This is a genomic window from Bradyrhizobium ganzhouense, from assembly GCF_049949285.1.
In the GTDB taxonomy this organism is placed as follows: Bacteria; Pseudomonadota; Alphaproteobacteria; order Rhizobiales; family Xanthobacteraceae; genus Bradyrhizobium; species Bradyrhizobium ganzhouense.
The window spans coordinates 5,005,103-5,020,068 of sequence record NZ_CP181318.1; the positions used below are offsets into that span (position 1 = coordinate 5,005,103).

Here is a 14,966-nt window from a genome sequence, read left to right on the forward strand (position 1 = left end):
TCCGCAACAAGGACTGATAACAGGGAGAGACGATGGGACCGCGGGTCAACAGTGCCGCTTTGGCTGAACGCCTAACAGGCGTGATCGGTCCGCGTGCGACGGTCGCGCGCGGCGTGCTCGACCAGCATGGCCAGAGCGAGTCCTACTATCGCGCCCTGCCCCCGGACATCGTCGTCTATCCCGAGACGACCGCGGAGGTCGCCGAGATCGTCAAGCTCTGCGCCGGCGCTGATATGCCGATCGTGCCGTTCGGCGCCGGCACCTCGCTCGAGGGCAATGCGTCCTCGGTCGAAGGCGGCGTCTGCATCGACTTCGCGCGCATGAACAAGGTGCTGACGGTGCACGACAGCGACATGAACGTCGTGGTCCAGCCCGGCATCACCCGCAAGCAGCTCAACGCGGAGCTGCGCGGCACCGGATTGTTCTTCCCGATCGATCCCGGCGCCGATGCCTCGATCGGCGGCATGACGTCCACACGCGCATCCGGCACCATGGCCGTGCGCTACGGCACCATGAAGGACAACGTCATGGCGCTGGAGGTCGTGCTGGCGGACGGTCGCGTGATCCGCACGGCCCGCCGTGCCCGCAAATCGGCCGCCGGTTACGATCTGACACGGCTGTTCGTCGGCGCCGAAGGCACGCTCGGGGTCATCACCGAGATCACGCTGAAGCTGCATCCGCTGCCGCAGGCGATTTCGGCGGCGGTGTGCAGCTTCGACACGCTGCACAACGCGGTCGATACCGCGATCGGCATCATCCAGGCCGCCATTCCGGTGGCCCGCGTCGAGCTGCTCGACGACGTCATGATGCGCGGCATCAATGCCTACGCAAAACTCGGCTATCGCGAGGCGCCGACGCTGTTCTTCGAATTCCACGGCTCGGAGAGCGCCGTTGCCGAGCAGGCCGAGCTGGCGCAGGCGATCGCCGCCGAGCACGGCGGCCGCGGTTTTGAATGGGCCAAGGCGCCGGAGGACCGCAGCCGGCTCTGGCACGCCCGCGACAACACGCTCTATGCCGGCCTGGGCCTCCGGCCCGGCGCCCGCGCCGTCATCACCGATGTCTGCGTGCCGATCTCGCGGCTCGCGGAATGCCTGACCGAGACGCGCCGCGATGCCGATGAGCACGGCTTCACCGCCCCCATCGTCGGCCATGTCGGCGACGGCAATTTCCACATGCTGATCCTGGTCGATCCCGCAAAGCCCGAGGAGATCGACGGCGCCAAATCGCTGCAGGCCCGCATGGTCGCCCGCGCCATCGATATGGACGGCACCTGCACCGGCGAGCACGGCATCGGGCTCGGCAAGATCGGCTACCTCACCGACGAGCTCGGCGACGCCGTCGACGTGATGCGGTCGATCAAGACCGCGCTCGATCCGAACGGATTGATGAACCCCGGCAAGATCTTTGCGGGAGCGCTGCCATGAATGCGCCGGACCAGACTGCAGCAACGCCACTGCTCGAGCTGCGCGGCATCAGCAAAACGTTTCCCGGCGTCAAGGCGCTGGACGACGTGTCCTTTGCGCTTTACGCCGGCGAAGTGCACATGCTGCTCGGCGAGAACGGCGCCGGCAAGTCGAGCCTGATGAAGGTCCTTTGCGGCGCCTACCAGGCCGATGCCGGCGAATTCTTCTTTGAGGGCAAGAAGGTCACGATCGCCTCGACGGCCGACGCGCAAAAGCTCGGCATTGCCGTGATCTTCCAGGAATTCTCGCTCGTCCCCTATCTCGACATCGCCCAGAACATCTTCCTCGGCCGCGAGCCGAAGGGCCGCATTCCCGGCACCATCGACCGCCGCAAGATCCTGGCCGATGCCAAGCGCCTGCTGGACTCGATCGGCTTCGACATCGATCCGTCCATCATCGTCAACACGCTCGGCGTCGCCCAGCAGCAGATGGTCGAGATCGCCAAGGCCATCAGCCAGAACGCCCGCATCCTGGTGATGGACGAGCCGACCGCCGCGCTCTCCGACCGCGAGACCGAGCTGCTGTTCGCGCTGATCGCGCGGCTGAAGGCCGACGGCGTCTCTATCGTTTACATCTCACACCGCATGGCCGAGGTGTTTTCGCTTGGCGACCGCATCACGGTTCTGCGCGACGGCCGCCGTATCGACGGCGTCAAACCGGCCGACGTCACGCCCGACCATCTCGTCCGTATGATGGTCGGCCGCACCGTCGACATGACCTATCCGCGCAATTTCGCCGACAAGCCCGGCGATGTGCTGCTTGCGGTCAAGGGCCTGACCGCACCGAGCGGAATCTCGGACATCAACATCGAGGTGCGCCGCGGCGAGATCGTCGGCCTCTGCGGCCTGGTCGGATCTGGCCGCAGCGAAGTCGCGCGCGCGATCTTCGGCGCCGATCAGGTCACCTCCGGTGAGATCGTGTTCGACGGCAAGCCGATCTCCGGCGAGCCTAATGTGGCCGCCCGCCGCGGCATCGCGCTGATCCCGGAGAGCCGAAAGAGCGAGGGATTAGCCCTGCTCCGTTCGGTCGGCGACAATCTCGTGGTCTCGGCGCTGCGAAGGCTGTTCCCGAGCGGGCTGTTCGATCCGCGCAGCGGCCAGCGCACCGCCGACGGCCTGATCCGGCAGCTTCGCATCGCAACCCCGAGCGCGCGCCAGACCGTCGGCCTGCTGTCCGGCGGCAACCAGCAGAAGGTCGTGATCGGCAAATGGCTGGCGGCCGGCGCAAAACTCTTCATCTTCGACGAGCCGACGCGCGGCATCGATGTCGGAGCCAAGTCCGAGATCTTTGCGCTGATCGACCGGCTGGTTGCGGAAGGCGCAGCCGCGCTAATGATCTCGTCCGAGCAGGTCGAGATCTGCCATGTCTGCGACCGCGCCTATGTGATGCGCGAGGGCCGCGTCGCCGGACATCTGGCGCGCAACGAACTGACCGAGGAGAACATCGTGCGATTGGGGATGCATCATGCGTGAGGCCGCGGTCGTATCTCAACCCAATCCGCTCCAGCGCATTCCCGGCGTTGCTATCGTGCTCGGCGCCCTGATCGTGCTGTTCGGCGCGATCGCACCCGGATTCCTCACCCCAGCCAACCTCTCCAACGTGCTGGTGCAGTCGACCATCCTGACCATGCTGGCGCTACCGATGACGCTGATCATCATGACCGAGGGGCTCGATCTCTCGATGGGCGCGGTGCTGACGCTGACCTCGCTCTGCGTCGCCATCGTCTCGCTCGCGACCAAGTCGATGCTGCTTGGGCTCGGCGCAGGCGTGCTGGTCGGCGCGGCCTTCGGCACCGTCAATGGCTGGCTGGTTGCGATCTTGGGCATCCCGCCTTTCGTGGCCACGCTCGGCACGCTGGGCATGGCGCAGGGCCTGTCGCTGATCGTCAGCGACGGCCAGAGCGTGGTCGGCATTCCCCACAGCGTCCGCGACATCTACTCGGCGACGCTGCTCGGCGTTCCCCTGCCGATCGTGATCGCGCTCGTGACTTACGCGGCCTTTCACGGCCTGCTCTATCACACCCGCTTCGGCAGCTATGTGTTCGCGCTCGGCGGCAATCGCGAGGCGCTCCGTTATGCCGGCCTCTCGCCCAACAAGCTCCTGATCGCGGTCTACGCGATCGGCGGCACCATGGCCGGCATCGCGGGCCTGCTGATGACCGCCCGGATGAATTCGGGGCATCCGACCGCGGGCCTCGGTCTCGAATTCGATGCCATCGCGGCGGTCGCGGTTGGTGGCACCTCGTTCGAGCGCGGCAATGGCTGGCTGCTCGGCACGCTCCTTGGCGTCATCGCCGTCGGCGTGCTGCGCAATGGCCTGAACCTGATCTCGCTGCCCTCTTCGGTGCAGGTCGCAAGCGTCGGCGTCCTCGTCATCGTCGCGCTGTTCCTCGATGGCCTGCGGAGCCGCACATGACCGACATCACCAAGGAGGCCCTGTCGCCGCCGCGTTCGTTCCTGTCCCAGGATGCAATCCAGCTGTTCTATCGGCTGCTCGCCGTTTTCCTGATCTGCGCCGTGCTGGCGGTGCTGAACGATTCCTTCCTCAGCCTCGGCAACATTCTCAACGTCCTGCGCCAGGCGAGCCTCACCTTCTTCATCGCCTCCGGCCTGACGCTGGTGGTGCTCACCGCCGGCCTCGATCTCTCGGTCGGCGCCAATGTCGCGCTGTCCGCGTGCGTCGCCGGGACGGTGATCCACACCACGGGATCGCCTGTTCTCGGCGTCCTGACCGGGCTTGCCTGCGGCGGCATCGTCGGCCTCCTCAACGGCATCATGGTGACGGCGCTGCGCATCCCTTCCTTCATCGCCACCTACGGCATGCTCTGGGTGCTGAACGGGCTCACCTACTGGTACATGGCGGGCGAGACCCTTCACGGCTTCCCGGCCGGCTTCCGCCAGATCGGCAGCGGCTATCTGTTCGGCCTGCCGATCCCGGTCTATCTGCTGCTGGTGTTCCTCGGCATCGGAACGCTGTTTGCCCAGCGCACGATCTGGGGCCAGGAGATCTATGCGATCGGCGCCAATCCGGTTGCCGCCCGGCTCTCCGGCATTCCCGTCACGCGGCGCCTGCTGCTGGTCTACGCCGTCTCCGGCACCATGGCGGGGCTCGCCTCGATCATTTTCCTGTCCCGGCTCAACTCCGCCGAGGCCGACATCGGTGAGAGCCTGACCTTGCCGGCGATCGCGGCCGTGCTGATCGGCGGCACGTCGCTGTTCGGCGGCGTCGGCACCGTGTTCGGCACCTTCATCGGCGCACTGATCCTGACCTTGGTGCTGAACGGCATGAATCTGCTCTCGGTCAGCGCCAATTGGCAGCCGCTGGTGACCGGCATCATCGTCATTCTCGCGGTCTGGCTCGACATGAAGACCCGCCGCCGCGCGCAATGAGACTTCAAGCAATCCAACAAACCAATATGGGGATGGAGACGACATGAAACAGAGACTGGGCTATCTCGCACTGCCGCTCGTGATGGCGGCCGCGTTCACGACGCAGGCGCGCGCCGACGGCGAGACCATTGCCGTGTTCACCAAGAACCAGACCAACCCGTTCTTCCAGACGGTGCGGGTCGGCGCCGACAACATGGCCAAGGCCCTGAACGCCAAGACTCTGCAGTACATTCCGACCAAGCCGGACTCGATCCCCGAGCAGCTCAGCCAGATCGAGGACGTCGTGGTGAAGAAGCCGAGCGCGATCGTCTTCACGCCGGTCGACTACAAGGCGATGGTGCCCGGCGTCGAGAAAATCAACGACGCCAAGATTCCCGTCGTCAACATCACCGACCGCTCCGCCGGCGGCAAGTTCCTCTCCTTCGTCGGCGCCGACGATTACAGCCTCGGGCTCGAGACCGCGCGCTTCCTGCTCAAGACCTTGGGCGGCAAGGGCAACATCGTCATCATCGAGGGCGTCAAGGGCTCGCTGACCAATGTCGACCGTGTCCGCGGCTTCAACGACGCGCTGAAGGAGAACCCCGGCACCAAGCTGCTGGCCTCGCAGCCCGGCAACTATCAGCGGCTCCAGGCGCTCCAGGTCATGGAAAACCTGATGCAGTCGAATGCGCAGATCGACGGCGTGCTCGCCGCCAACGACGCCATGGCGGTCGGCGCGATCGAGGCGCTCGACGGCGCCAACCGCAAGGCGCAGGTGATCGGCATCAACGGCACCAAGGAGGCGATCGACGCCATCAAGTCCGGCAAGCTGCTCGCAAGCGGCGACTACAACGGCTTTTTCCAAGGCTGTCTCGGCACCATGATGGCGATCCGCTCGTTGCGCGGCGAGCCTGTGATCGCCGAGATCGTGCTGAAGCCGACGGTCATCACCAAGGACAATTATCAGCCGTTCGACCAGCCGCTCGAGCAGCGCACCTGCCCGACCTTCGAAGAGGCCGGCAAGCTCGGCGCGAAGTAACCGCAGCCTGCTCTGATCAAACACCGGGACGGCTGAGATGACAGCCGTCCCCAAGAAATCCCGGAGACATCATGCTGTTTGCCATCCATGCCATCGACCGCACCGGCGCGCTGCCGACGCGGCTTGCCAATTACGATGCCCACAAGGCGTTCCTCGGCGACACCTCGCGCTTCGGCGTCAAGATCGTGATGTCGGGACCACTCGTCGCCGACGACGGCGCCACGATGATCGGCAGCCTGTTCCTGATCGAGGCCCCCGGCCGCGCCGAGGTCGAGGCCTTCAATCGCGCCGATCCGTTCGCGGCAGCCGGCATCTGGGAGAAGGTCACAATCACGGGATTTTTGCGGCGGCAAGGCTGAGCAGCGCCGCGTCCTTCGGTGTGCACTTGTTGGATGGCCGGCCGACTGATGTCCGGTCATCGGCAGCGGCCGAAATGCGGACATTTGCTGAGGTCGCAGATGGGCCACAACCAGACCTAGGCTGTTCAAACACAGTCTCGCGAGGCAAGCCGCGGCGTCGCGGGCAGCGCTATATGTCAGAGCCGATTGATCCGCAAGGCTGGAAGGTTTGGAGCGAGCGTCCGCGCAAGCACCCTTCATGTTTCTGGGCATAAGCAAGCACGCCCATGATAATCAAAGCCACTACGACAAATCCGGATACGAGATTCTGCACCATGGCTGCGACTCCACGGAGTTAGCGCGCTACGAAGTAAGCGACCGCGCGGCCAAAGATAAAGCCAGTCCTGAATTAAGAGCACGACAGGTTGGCTCCGGCTAGAGCAAACTTCCGCTAAGGTCACAACCGGGCCTCCCTGTGCGGTATGTCCGTGGTCCACTTCCCACCAGAACGCTGACATTCCCTTGCCTGCGGCCGAAGACAGTTATGGGCCAGGAGCCGATGCATTTGGGAGCCGATGCATTTGGCCGTTCCGCAAAAGGAGCCGATACGGCGACTGCAACTGGGTTGCCGCCCGACACGAAAAACCCCAGTGTGCGGAGACACTGGGGTGTTTCAAGGAAAATGGATTGGTAAGGCAATGACGCCTCTATAGCAGTCCTCGCCGCGGCAGCTTGTGAACTGGTTCACACATTCGCGGGGAATAATCGGACGATTTGTCACACCCTGCGCGGCTAAAGCGGAATGGCTTAGGTTGAATCGAGTTTGCCCCACGGCAGCGCTCTCTCCGTTCCCTCCCCCCTTGTGGGGGAGGGACAGGGAGGGGGGTGCCACACGGGGATTCTTTCCGTCGCGTTCGCACCCGCTGCATCATCAACAACTGGCACCTTTTCCTGGGCTACCCCTCTCCCTAACCCTCCCCCACAAGGGGGGAGGGAACGCACCTCCGTCGGCGCGCTAGTCGAGGCTCATCCCATCGCGCTCTAGCTCCGCCGCCGCGGCTTCCTCGGAAACAGGCGATCGCGGATGTAGCGCGAGGTCGCGGTCAGGCGGATGCCGCGGGGCTTCTGCCAGGCGGCGCGGTCGAGCTCCTTCTTGTCGCCGATCGCAAGCCGGCCCTTGGCGCTCTTCGCAATGAAGATGGCGTCGCTCATCTTGCGTCCGGAACGCTTGTTCTTGGCCGTCACTTCCTTCCAGAGGCTGATCCTGCCGAGCTTCAGCTTGGGCAATTCCTCCTTGATCTCGCGGCGCAGGCAGTCCTTATCGGACTCGCGCGCGCGCTTGCGGCCGCCGGGGAACATCCACAGCCCGTCCGACCGTCGCCTGACCAATAGAACCTTGCCACGCCTTGCGGCTACCAGCTTGGAAGACTTCGCCATTGCAGTCGTAAACCGAAAATAGAATCGGGCCATGGTAACTTGTCTATTTCATTAGACAAGTTCGACGGCCGCTCCGGTTGCCGTCGGCTCCCATCGTTATCCACACGCATGCGAGGTGCGGCAAACGTCCCGGCAACCCGCTGGGCTGTCCGGCTAACCAAACTCGTCGGCTGGCGGCATCGCATTCGGCTTCGCCGCCGCGGTGCGGTCCTCAGTCCGGATCCACGCCGCCGCCATTTCCCACGCCACCGACAGGATGATCGGCCCGATGAACAGGCCAACGATGCCGTGCGCGAGCGTGCCGCCGATCACGCCGACAAAGATCACGATGGTCGGCGTGTTGAGACCGCGCCCCATCACGAGCGGCTTCAGCATGGTGTCGAGGAAGCCGACAAGGACGAAGAACACGGTGAACACCAGCGCCGTGGTGACGTCCTTGGCGGTCCAGATCCAGATGATCACCGGCAGCAACACGAGGAAGGCGCCGATCTGCACGATCGACAGCAGCAGCACGATGAAGGCGAGCAGGCCGGCGCTCGGCACGGCTGCGAGCTTGAAGCCGACGCCGGCCAGCAGCGCCTGAACGATGGCGACGCCGATCACGCCTTGCGCCACGGCGCGGATGGTGGCGCCGCCCAGTTCGAGAAAATGCTCGCCCTGTTCGGGCACGATGCGCGACAGGAATCCACGGCCGGCCGCAACCAGACGCGGACCGTGCGGAAACAGGAAGCCGGCCACGAACACCGAGACCAGGAACTGGAGCGTGCCGAGGCTGGCATCGCCTGCGAGCGACAACAGCGGTCCCGCCAGCGGCTGCAGATAGGGCGCGACCTCGCGCAGCACGGCGCGGATGTTGTTGTAGGCCTGGTCCCACAGCTCGAACAGCGTCGGGCCAATCACCGGCCATGACTTGATCGCCTCCGGCGCAGACTGAAGCGCGAGGTCACCGGTGCTCAGCTGGTGCGCCAGCTCCCTGCCCCCGTCCACGGCACTCACGCCGAGCCATGTGGCCGGGCCGAGCACGATGCCGAGCGTGATCAAGGTGAGGATCGCAGCCGCGGTCTTGGGCCTGCCGCCGAGGACCTTGGAGACCCAGCTGAAGGCCGGATAGAACGCGACCGCGAGCACGCCGCTCCAGGCCAGGATCGGAATAAACGGCCTAATGATCAAGAATGTCCAGATGATCAGCAGCGCCAACAGGCCGAGCCGGATCACGAGCTGAATAACGTCCTCGCCCGTCAGGAGCTGACGCAGACTTTTCACAGGCACGGCTTTCCTTGCGGCATCGACGCGGGTTCCGGCACTTGCGCGGGCTAGGGTTATTGCCAGCCGGGAGCCGGGCGTCAAGACGACCGGGCGCGCGCCCGGCCCCTCGGGGACCGGCCTTTGCCCTTCCTGACCAAGGCACGATTTGGACTGACGGGCGCTAGGGAGATCGGGAAAAACCTGCAAACTCCGACAGGGAAGCCCCCGGTTTGGCTAACGACGATTAACCGGATTTCATCCGCCCGGTTTACGCCGATGCAAAGGCTCGCACCTAGGCTTTGCGTCGAGGTCCCAAAACGAATTGCGGTGCAATGGCCAACAGTCTCTGGACGATCGAAGAATTCACCTGCCCCGGTTGCAGCATGAACTACACCGCAACAAGGGAAGAGCACGCCGAGCCGCATTCAGGCCACTTCAAATGCCGCATCTGCAGCGGCGTGGTGCACTCCTGGTCGGGGAAGCATCACTTCTTCGGCTGGCAGGCGGTGAAGACGAAGCCGCCGGTGTTCGGGAGACGATGGGCGGGAGTTGGGTGGTAGGCGCCACTCTCGCCGTCATTGCGAGGAGCCCGCGACAAAATTGCGTAGCAATTTTGCGCTGGTGCGACGAAGCAATCCAGAGTGCCTCCGCGGAGGGATTCTGGATTGCTTCGCTGCGCTCGCAATGACGCTCTTGAAGCAACGACGCACAATCCATCGACGGAGTTCGCAGCGACACTGCTCCGACATGAAAAAACCCGCGGCGGATTTCTCCGCGCGGGTGTTACGTCTTTTGATGATGCCACTCTGCCAGTGTTTTGCCCGACGTGTCAAATCCAGATAACGCGACGCGCTACGCAGTCGAGATCAGGTGGACTGCTCGCGTTGAACGAGGTCCAAGAAGGGCCTGCCTGGCACCAATCGAAAATGGCGAATGCTTTCAAGCCCCCCGCTACTGTGCATGGGGTTGTTTTTGGCTTTTGCTTGCCGTTGCGCAGGGATGAGGAACTGACGCTTCTGCTCAGCCGCGACACCGGATAAAGTCCCCTTCCCCGCAACTGAAGCCGATACCCAATGACCGCTCCCTTCATTCCGCAGATCGCCCTCTATCGCAACTGGCTCGCCGAGCACCGCGGCCTCACCTTCGCGAATTACGAGGAGATGCGGCAATGGTCGGTGCGCGATCTCGACGGCTTCTGGCGCAGTATCTGGGACTATTACGATCTGCAATCGCCGACGCCGTTTGCAGCCGTCATCACCGAGCGCAAGATGCCGGGCGCGGTGTGGTTTCCCGGCGCGCAGGTGAACTATGCGCGGCAGGTGTTCCGGCATGTCGACGCCGCGCATGCCGCCGGCATGCCCGCGATCGTCAGCGGCGGCGAGGACGGCAAGCTCCACGAGACCAGCTGGCCGGAGCTCAAGCGCAAGGCGGCTGCGCTCGCGCTGCATCTGAAGGACAAAGGGATCAAGCCCGGAGACCGCATCGCGGCCTACCTGCCCAATATCGCCGAGACAATCATCGCATTTCTCGCGAGCGCCAGCATCGGCGCAGTCTGGAGCGTCTGCGCGCCCGACATGGCCGCGCCCGCCGTGATCGACCGCTTCAAGCAGATCGAGCCAAAGGTGCTGATCGCCTGCGATGCCGTCACCTACGCGGGACGCAGGCATGACCGCAAGGACGTCGTCGCCGAGCTGCGGCGATCACTGCCGAGCGTCGCGCACGTCATTCTGCACAGCGAGGCGGCCGCGCCTGCCGCACCGGACGCCCTGCTCTCCGACATCACCGCAAGGGCGGACGTCGCGATCGACGCGTTCGAGCCGATGTGGCTGCCGTTCGATCATCCGCTCTGGATCGTCTATTCCAGCGGCACCACCGGCCTGCCGAAGCCGATCGTGCACGGCCATGGCGGCATCGTCATCGTGGTGCTGGCGCTGCTCGGCTTGCACAACGATCTCGGCTGCTCCTACCACGAGAACTCGTTCGGCGAGCGGTATCACTGGTACTCTTCGACCGGCTGGATCATGTGGAATTCGCAGGTCGGCGGCCTGCTCAGCGGCACCACCTGCTGCATCTTCGACGGCAGCCCTGGTGGCACCAAGGACAAGCCCGATTGGGGCACGCTGTGGCGCTTCGTCGCCCAATCGAAATCGACGTTCTTCGGGGCAGGTGCGGCCTACTTCGCCAACTGCGCCAAGGCCGAAACCGATCTGACCACCGCCGGCGATCTCTCGCGACTGCGCTGCCTCGGCTCGACCGGCTCGCCGCTCAGCGCCGATACGCAGGCCCATTTCAACGCACGCTTCGCAGACCTGTCGAAGATCAACGGCAGCAAGGCGCAGGCCGACATCTGGTGGGCGAACATCTCCGGCGGCACCGATTTCGCCGGCGCCTTCATCGGCGGTAATCGCGAATTGCCGCAGACGCCGGGCGCGATGCAGTGCCGACTGCTGGGCGCAGCGGTGGAAGCCTTCAGCGAACAGGGCCGCGCCGTGATCGACGAGGTCGGCGAGCTCGTCTGCACCGAGCCGATGCCGTCGATGCCGCTCTATTTCTGGAACGACAAGGGCAACGCGCGCTATCTTGCGAGCTATTTCGAAACCTACCCGGACAATTTCGACGGCAGCGGCCGCGGACCGGTGTGGCGCCACGGCGACTGGCTCAAGGTCAATCCGGACGGCTCCTGCGTGATCTATGGCCGCAGCGATGCGACGATCAACCGCCACGGCCTGCGCATGGGCACCAGCGAGCTCTATTCCGCGATCGAGGCGCTGCCGGAGGTGCTCGATAGCCTCGTCGTCGACCTCGAATATCTCGGCCGCGACAGCTACATGCCGCTGTTCGTGGTGCTGCGTGAAGGTGTTACCTTCGACGGCGCGATGCAGGCGAAGATCAACAAGGCGATCGAGGCCGGCCTCTCCCGCAGATTCCTGCCGAACGAAATCTTTGCCGTCGCCGAGATCCCGCGCACGCTGTCCGGCAAGAAGCAGGAGCTGCCGATCAAGAAGCTCTTGCTCGGCCAGCCCGTCGAGAAGGTCATCAACAAGGAAGCGATGGCCAATCCCGCCTGCCTCGACTGGTATCTCGCCTTCGCCCGCGACTATCTGGCGCGAACGGCGGCGTGATGGAAGATGCCCCAATTGTGCCTGTTACGTTTGGACTCCGTTCACTGATCGCCGCTAGATCAGGCAGGATCTTCCGCAACGAACGTACGCCATGGCCGACCTCAACGCCGTCATCACCAGGCTCAACGACCGCCTGCTCCGCCTGGAAGGCGAGCTGTTCGTGCTGCGCTCGCTGGCGCGTGCGACGCTGACGGCAGGCGACGACCACGCAGCGCGCATGCGCAAGCTGGTCGAAGCCGCAAAGATCGCGCTCGACGACGAGGCGAAACGCGAGCTCGACAAGCCGACGCGCAGATATGTCGACGCTGCAACGGCGCTGGTGGAGGAATTGCTGGAGGAACCGACCCCGGCGCGGCCGCTGTTCACCGTGATCGATGGCGGCCGGCGCGACTGAGCACTCTCAGCGGAACCGCGTCGCACCAAGCTCGGGCGCATCCGCCGCCAGCCTGGCCAGTCCGGCCTCGATGATCGCGATCTCCTCGTCGATCTTGCCGATCGGCAGGCTGAAATCGTAGCGGCCCGACCTGCTCTTCAGATCGACCGCGAGCCGCTGCCTGTGCATCATCAGCTCGTCGAGGCCACGGCGGTTCTTCAGCCGCACATAGGCGTCCACGATCTGCTCAATGGCATTCGGCATGAAATCGTTCCCGGCAAAAATGCCCGCGCGGCGCACCCACGCCGGCGGGACATTTTTGGTGTCGCGGTACGCAATACAAATCCGCGACGGATTCGTCGATACGACAGGCAGGTTGAGAACGCGTTACCGTTTGATGATTTCGTGATGGCAGCGATGAAAAAGCCGGGTTCGGTTGCCGCCGACCGTGGCCGCGCGGCAACGCTTAGTCCGTGACGCAGAAATATTTGCGCGGCCATTTTCGATAGGCGCTGTAGCGGTAGTACGGCCTGTAGGCATAGCCGCGATAGAGCGCTGGCGGCTCCTCGCCGTAGTAGGCGCCGTGGTAGAAATTGTAGATCGTTCCTTCAGCGCAGCGATAGGCATCCCAGGTTGGGCCGATGAAAGGCGCCACCCCGTTCTCGGGCGGAACGGCCGGGTAAGGTCCGCCGGCATGGGCCGGAGCGGCTGCAATCAAGACAGCGAGAAGGACAAACCACGCGCACCGCATGTGCTCGCTCCGGGCAGGTCGCAATACCCCATGGAAGCACCGGAACAGCCGACGGCGCAATCGCCGAGTTCATCCTCCCCGCTCCCTTCGCATTGTTGATAACCGGCGCAAACGCCGCGCGGGTGGTGACAGGGCGGGCTGACGTGTTATCGGGGGATGACGCAACTGCGAGACGGATCAGACACCCATGCGCATCACCCTCGTCGGCTCCCGCCATTTCGGCGTGACCACTCTGAACATGCTCCGCGAGCACGGCGTCGGGGTCGTGCGGGTCGTGGTGGCCGACGCGGATGACCGCTTGGCCGCGACCGCCAAGGCCGCGGGCATCGAGGTGGTGGTGCAGGCCAATCCCAAGCTGGTGGTGGCCTCCGAGATCGCCCCCGACACCGACCTGATCATCACGGCCCACAGCCACGCCCGGATCGGCAGGGACGCGCTGGCCACGGCGAAGTTCGGCGGGATCGGCTATCACCCCTCGCTGCTACCGCGTCATCGCGGCAAGGCTGCGGTGGAATGGACCATCAAGGAAGGCGATCCGATCGCCGGCGGCACGATCTATCACCTCGCCGACCGTATGGACGCCGGCGCCATCGCCGCCCAGGACTGGTGCTTCGTCAAGAAGGGCGAGACCGCCCGCGAACTCTGGGAGCGTGCGCTGGCCCCGCTCGGCCTCAAGCTGCTGGCCGACGTGATCGATTACGCCAAGGTCCACAAGGCCCTGCCGTCGAAAGTTCAGGACGAACAGTTCGCAACTTCGGCACCGAGTCTCTCGTGAGTCTCCCCTCGCGTTAACGATTAACGCGAGGCCGCGTTGATTCTGCTTCGAAAATTGGAGCCGGAAACGCAAATAAACCATTGTTTCCACAGGAACAATTTTCGACTTTGCATTGCACCAAATTTCCGTCACATTTCGTCCGAATAAGTGTCAGCATATCAGACAAATTCAAGGACGGAATTTATGCGTTTTGGTCGCATCGCGGCGTTCTGTGCCGCTTCAGTTATTACCGCCACCCTCGCCGCCCCGGCGGTCGCCCAGACCCCGTTTGACGGCAATTGGCAGGTCACCATCGTGACCAAGACCGGCTCCTGCGAGCCGACCGCAAGCTCCATGCTGACGGTTGCCGACGGCAAGATCACCGCGCCCGGCGCTAACGTTTCCGGCACCATCGGCAGCGGGGGACTTGTGAAAGTTTCGATCAATGGTGCATATGCCAACGGTCAACTCAGCGGCAACGCCGGATCGGGGAAGTGGAATGGAGCATCTGCAGGCATACCGTGCAGCGGGCGGTGGGAAGCATCGCGCCAATAAGCTATTCGGGACTAACGTCCTAAACCGGCGGCTGCTCATCGTGGCCGCTGTTTTGTTTGTGACAGCTGGTGCCAGCTCGGAGAGCAAGGCTCAGTCCGGCCCCTTCGCGTCACTGGCGGGAAGCTGGAGCGGCGCCGGCACCGTCACCCTTGACGACGGCTCGACCGAGCGGATCCGCTGCCGCGCCAAATATGCCCCGGTCGGTCCGACCATGGAGATGTCACTGACCTGCGCCAGCGACGCCTACAAGTTCAACCTCGGCGCCAACGTCAAGGCCGAGGGCGGCACCATCGCCGGCAACTGGAGTGAGACCAGCCGCAACATCAGCGGCTCGCTGCAGGGCAAGGGTAGCGGCGGAAGCTACGAGCTGGTCGCCTCGACCGCCGGCTTCAACGCCAACATCTCGCTGCGGACGTCCGGCAACAAGCAGAGCGTCAGGATGCGCGCCGACAGCCAGTTCCGCGGCGCCGATATCTCGCTGTCGAAGTAAGCCACAGCAGTGACACGACAATCGATCCGGC

16 protein-coding genes are annotated in these 14,966 nt (G+C 64.3%); 12 read left to right on the plus strand and 4 right to left on the minus strand.

What is annotated here, in order from left to right; genetic code table 11:
- The first annotated feature begins 32 nt into the window (after positions 1 to 32).
- The 6 genes from ACLFLU_RS22900 (at position 33) to ACLFLU_RS22925 (ending at position 6,229) form a co-directional block, all read left to right on the plus strand.
- Positions 33 to 1,424 carry an FAD-linked oxidase C-terminal domain-containing protein gene (locus ACLFLU_RS22900; RefSeq protein WP_426407128.1) on the plus strand — a complete coding sequence of 464 codons (1,392 nt, stop codon included), beginning with the start codon at positions 33 to 35 and terminating at the stop codon, positions 1,422 to 1,424.
- Positions 1,421 to 2,935 carry a sugar ABC transporter ATP-binding protein gene (locus tag ACLFLU_RS22905; protein ID WP_426407129.1) on the plus strand — a complete coding sequence of 505 codons (1,515 nt, stop codon included), beginning with the start codon at positions 1,421 to 1,423 and terminating at the stop codon, positions 2,933 to 2,935. The genes ACLFLU_RS22900 and ACLFLU_RS22905 overlap by 4 nt, the downstream gene beginning before the upstream one ends.
- On the plus strand, positions 2,928 to 3,878 hold the full coding sequence (locus ACLFLU_RS22910; protein WP_426407130.1) for an ABC transporter permease: 951 nt from the start codon (positions 2,928 to 2,930) through the stop codon (positions 3,876 to 3,878). Before ACLFLU_RS22905 ends, ACLFLU_RS22910 begins: the two co-directional genes overlap by 8 nt.
- Complete coding sequence (locus ACLFLU_RS22915) at positions 3,875 to 4,852, plus strand: ABC transporter permease (protein ID WP_426407131.1); 978 nt, start codon at positions 3,875 to 3,877, stop codon at positions 4,850 to 4,852. The genes ACLFLU_RS22910 and ACLFLU_RS22915 overlap by 4 nt, the downstream gene beginning before the upstream one ends.
- Before the next feature lie 43 nt (positions 4,853 to 4,895).
- Positions 4,896 to 5,870, plus strand: a complete 975-nt coding sequence (locus ACLFLU_RS22920) for a sugar ABC transporter substrate-binding protein (RefSeq protein ID WP_426407132.1) — start codon at positions 4,896 to 4,898, stop codon at positions 5,868 to 5,870.
- Between the two features lie 71 nt (positions 5,871 to 5,941).
- Positions 5,942 to 6,229 carry a YciI family protein gene (locus tag ACLFLU_RS22925; RefSeq protein WP_148749340.1) on the plus strand — a complete coding sequence of 96 codons (288 nt, stop codon included), beginning with the start codon at positions 5,942 to 5,944 and terminating at the stop codon, positions 6,227 to 6,229.
- Between the two features lie 1,020 nt (positions 6,230 to 7,249).
- On the opposite strand, the gene ACLFLU_RS22930 is transcribed toward ACLFLU_RS22925, so the two are convergent.
- Together ACLFLU_RS22930 and ACLFLU_RS22935 are read right to left on the minus strand one after the other, a co-directional pair.
- Complete coding sequence (locus tag ACLFLU_RS22930; RefSeq protein ID WP_426407133.1) at positions 7,250 to 7,645, minus strand: NUDIX hydrolase; 396 nt, start codon at positions 7,643 to 7,645, stop codon at positions 7,250 to 7,252.
- A gap of 153 nt (positions 7,646 to 7,798) precedes the next feature.
- Positions 7,799 to 8,914: an AI-2E family transporter gene (locus ACLFLU_RS22935; RefSeq protein ID WP_426407134.1), complete on the minus strand. Its 1,116-nt coding sequence runs from the start codon at positions 8,912 to 8,914 to the stop codon at positions 7,799 to 7,801.
- Positions 8,915 to 9,222: 308 nt separating this feature from the next.
- On the opposite strand from ACLFLU_RS22935, the gene ACLFLU_RS22940 reads away from it, so the two are divergent.
- The 3 genes from ACLFLU_RS22940 (at position 9,223) to ACLFLU_RS22950 (ending at position 12,406) form a co-directional block, all read left to right on the plus strand.
- Positions 9,223 to 9,450: a hypothetical protein gene (locus ACLFLU_RS22940; RefSeq protein ID WP_426407135.1), complete on the plus strand. Its 228-nt coding sequence runs from the start codon at positions 9,223 to 9,225 to the stop codon at positions 9,448 to 9,450.
- Between the two features lie 513 nt (positions 9,451 to 9,963).
- Positions 9,964 to 12,012, plus strand: a complete 2,049-nt coding sequence (locus tag ACLFLU_RS22945) for an acetoacetate--CoA ligase (protein WP_426407136.1) — start codon at positions 9,964 to 9,966, stop codon at positions 12,010 to 12,012.
- Between the two features lie 91 nt (positions 12,013 to 12,103).
- Complete coding sequence (locus ACLFLU_RS22950; RefSeq protein ID WP_426407137.1) at positions 12,104 to 12,406, plus strand: hypothetical protein; 303 nt, start codon at positions 12,104 to 12,106, stop codon at positions 12,404 to 12,406.
- A gap of 6 nt (positions 12,407 to 12,412) precedes the next feature.
- Here the strand turns inward: ACLFLU_RS22950 and ACLFLU_RS22955 are convergent, their stop codons facing one another.
- Positions 12,413 to 12,649, minus strand: coding sequence for a hypothetical protein (locus ACLFLU_RS22955; protein ID WP_426407138.1), 237 nt, complete (start codon positions 12,647 to 12,649; stop codon positions 12,413 to 12,415).
- A 202-nt stretch (positions 12,650 to 12,851) separates the two neighbouring features.
- On the minus strand, positions 12,852 to 13,040 hold the full coding sequence (locus ACLFLU_RS22960; RefSeq protein ID WP_246230141.1) for a hypothetical protein: 189 nt from the start codon (positions 13,038 to 13,040) through the stop codon (positions 12,852 to 12,854).
- A gap of 283 nt (positions 13,041 to 13,323) precedes the next feature.
- Between ACLFLU_RS22960 and ACLFLU_RS22965 the strand changes: the two genes are divergently transcribed.
- The 3 genes from ACLFLU_RS22965 (at position 13,324) to ACLFLU_RS22975 (ending at position 14,935) form a co-directional block, all read left to right on the plus strand.
- The gene (locus tag ACLFLU_RS22965) at positions 13,324 to 13,911 is read left to right on the plus strand and encodes a formyltransferase family protein (protein ID WP_426407139.1); all 588 of its coding nucleotides are present in this window, start codon (positions 13,324 to 13,326) and stop codon (positions 13,909 to 13,911) included.
- Positions 13,912 to 14,094: 183 nt separating this feature from the next.
- A complete protein-coding gene (locus tag ACLFLU_RS22970; RefSeq protein WP_254131607.1) occupies positions 14,095 to 14,445 on the plus strand; it encodes a hypothetical protein in 351 nt (116 codons plus the stop codon).
- Positions 14,390 to 14,935 carry a hypothetical protein gene (locus ACLFLU_RS22975; RefSeq protein WP_426407140.1) on the plus strand — a complete coding sequence of 182 codons (546 nt, stop codon included), beginning with the start codon at positions 14,390 to 14,392 and terminating at the stop codon, positions 14,933 to 14,935. The genes ACLFLU_RS22970 and ACLFLU_RS22975 overlap by 56 nt, the downstream gene beginning before the upstream one ends.
- The last annotated feature ends 31 nt before the right edge of the window (positions 14,936 to 14,966 follow it).

Bases quoted from the DNA above. Each gene is read 5' to 3' on its own strand.
- ACLFLU_RS22900 (WP_426407128.1), top strand. From the start codon at position 33: ATGGGACCGCGGGTCAACAGTGCCGCTTTGGCTGAACGCCTAACAGGC.
- ACLFLU_RS22905 (WP_426407129.1), top strand. From the start codon at position 1,421: ATGAATGCGCCGGACCAGACTGCAGCAACGCCACTGCTCGAGCTGCGC.
- ACLFLU_RS22910 (WP_426407130.1), top strand. From the start codon at position 2,928: ATGCGTGAGGCCGCGGTCGTATCTCAACCCAATCCGCTCCAGCGCATT.
- ACLFLU_RS22915 (WP_426407131.1), top strand. From the start codon at position 3,875: ATGACCGACATCACCAAGGAGGCCCTGTCGCCGCCGCGTTCGTTCCTG.
- ACLFLU_RS22920 (WP_426407132.1), top strand. From the start codon at position 4,896: ATGAAACAGAGACTGGGCTATCTCGCACTGCCGCTCGTGATGGCGGCC.
- ACLFLU_RS22925 (WP_148749340.1), top strand. From the start codon at position 5,942: ATGCTGTTTGCCATCCATGCCATCGACCGCACCGGCGCGCTGCCGACG.
- ACLFLU_RS22930 (WP_426407133.1), bottom strand. From the start codon at position 7,645: ATGGCGAAGTCTTCCAAGCTGGTAGCCGCAAGGCGTGGCAAGGTTCTA.
- ACLFLU_RS22940 (WP_426407135.1), top strand. From the start codon at position 9,223: ATGGCCAACAGTCTCTGGACGATCGAAGAATTCACCTGCCCCGGTTGC.
- ACLFLU_RS22945 (WP_426407136.1), top strand. From the start codon at position 9,964: ATGACCGCTCCCTTCATTCCGCAGATCGCCCTCTATCGCAACTGGCTC.
- ACLFLU_RS22950 (WP_426407137.1), top strand. From the start codon at position 12,104: ATGGCCGACCTCAACGCCGTCATCACCAGGCTCAACGACCGCCTGCTC.
- ACLFLU_RS22955 (WP_426407138.1), bottom strand. From the start codon at position 12,649: ATGCCGAATGCCATTGAGCAGATCGTGGACGCCTATGTGCGGCTGAAG.
- ACLFLU_RS22965 (WP_426407139.1), top strand. From the start codon at position 13,324: ATGCGCATCACCCTCGTCGGCTCCCGCCATTTCGGCGTGACCACTCTG.
- ACLFLU_RS22970 (WP_254131607.1), top strand. From the start codon at position 14,095: ATGCGTTTTGGTCGCATCGCGGCGTTCTGTGCCGCTTCAGTTATTACC.
- ACLFLU_RS22975 (WP_426407140.1), top strand. From the start codon at position 14,390: ATGGAGCATCTGCAGGCATACCGTGCAGCGGGCGGTGGGAAGCATCGC.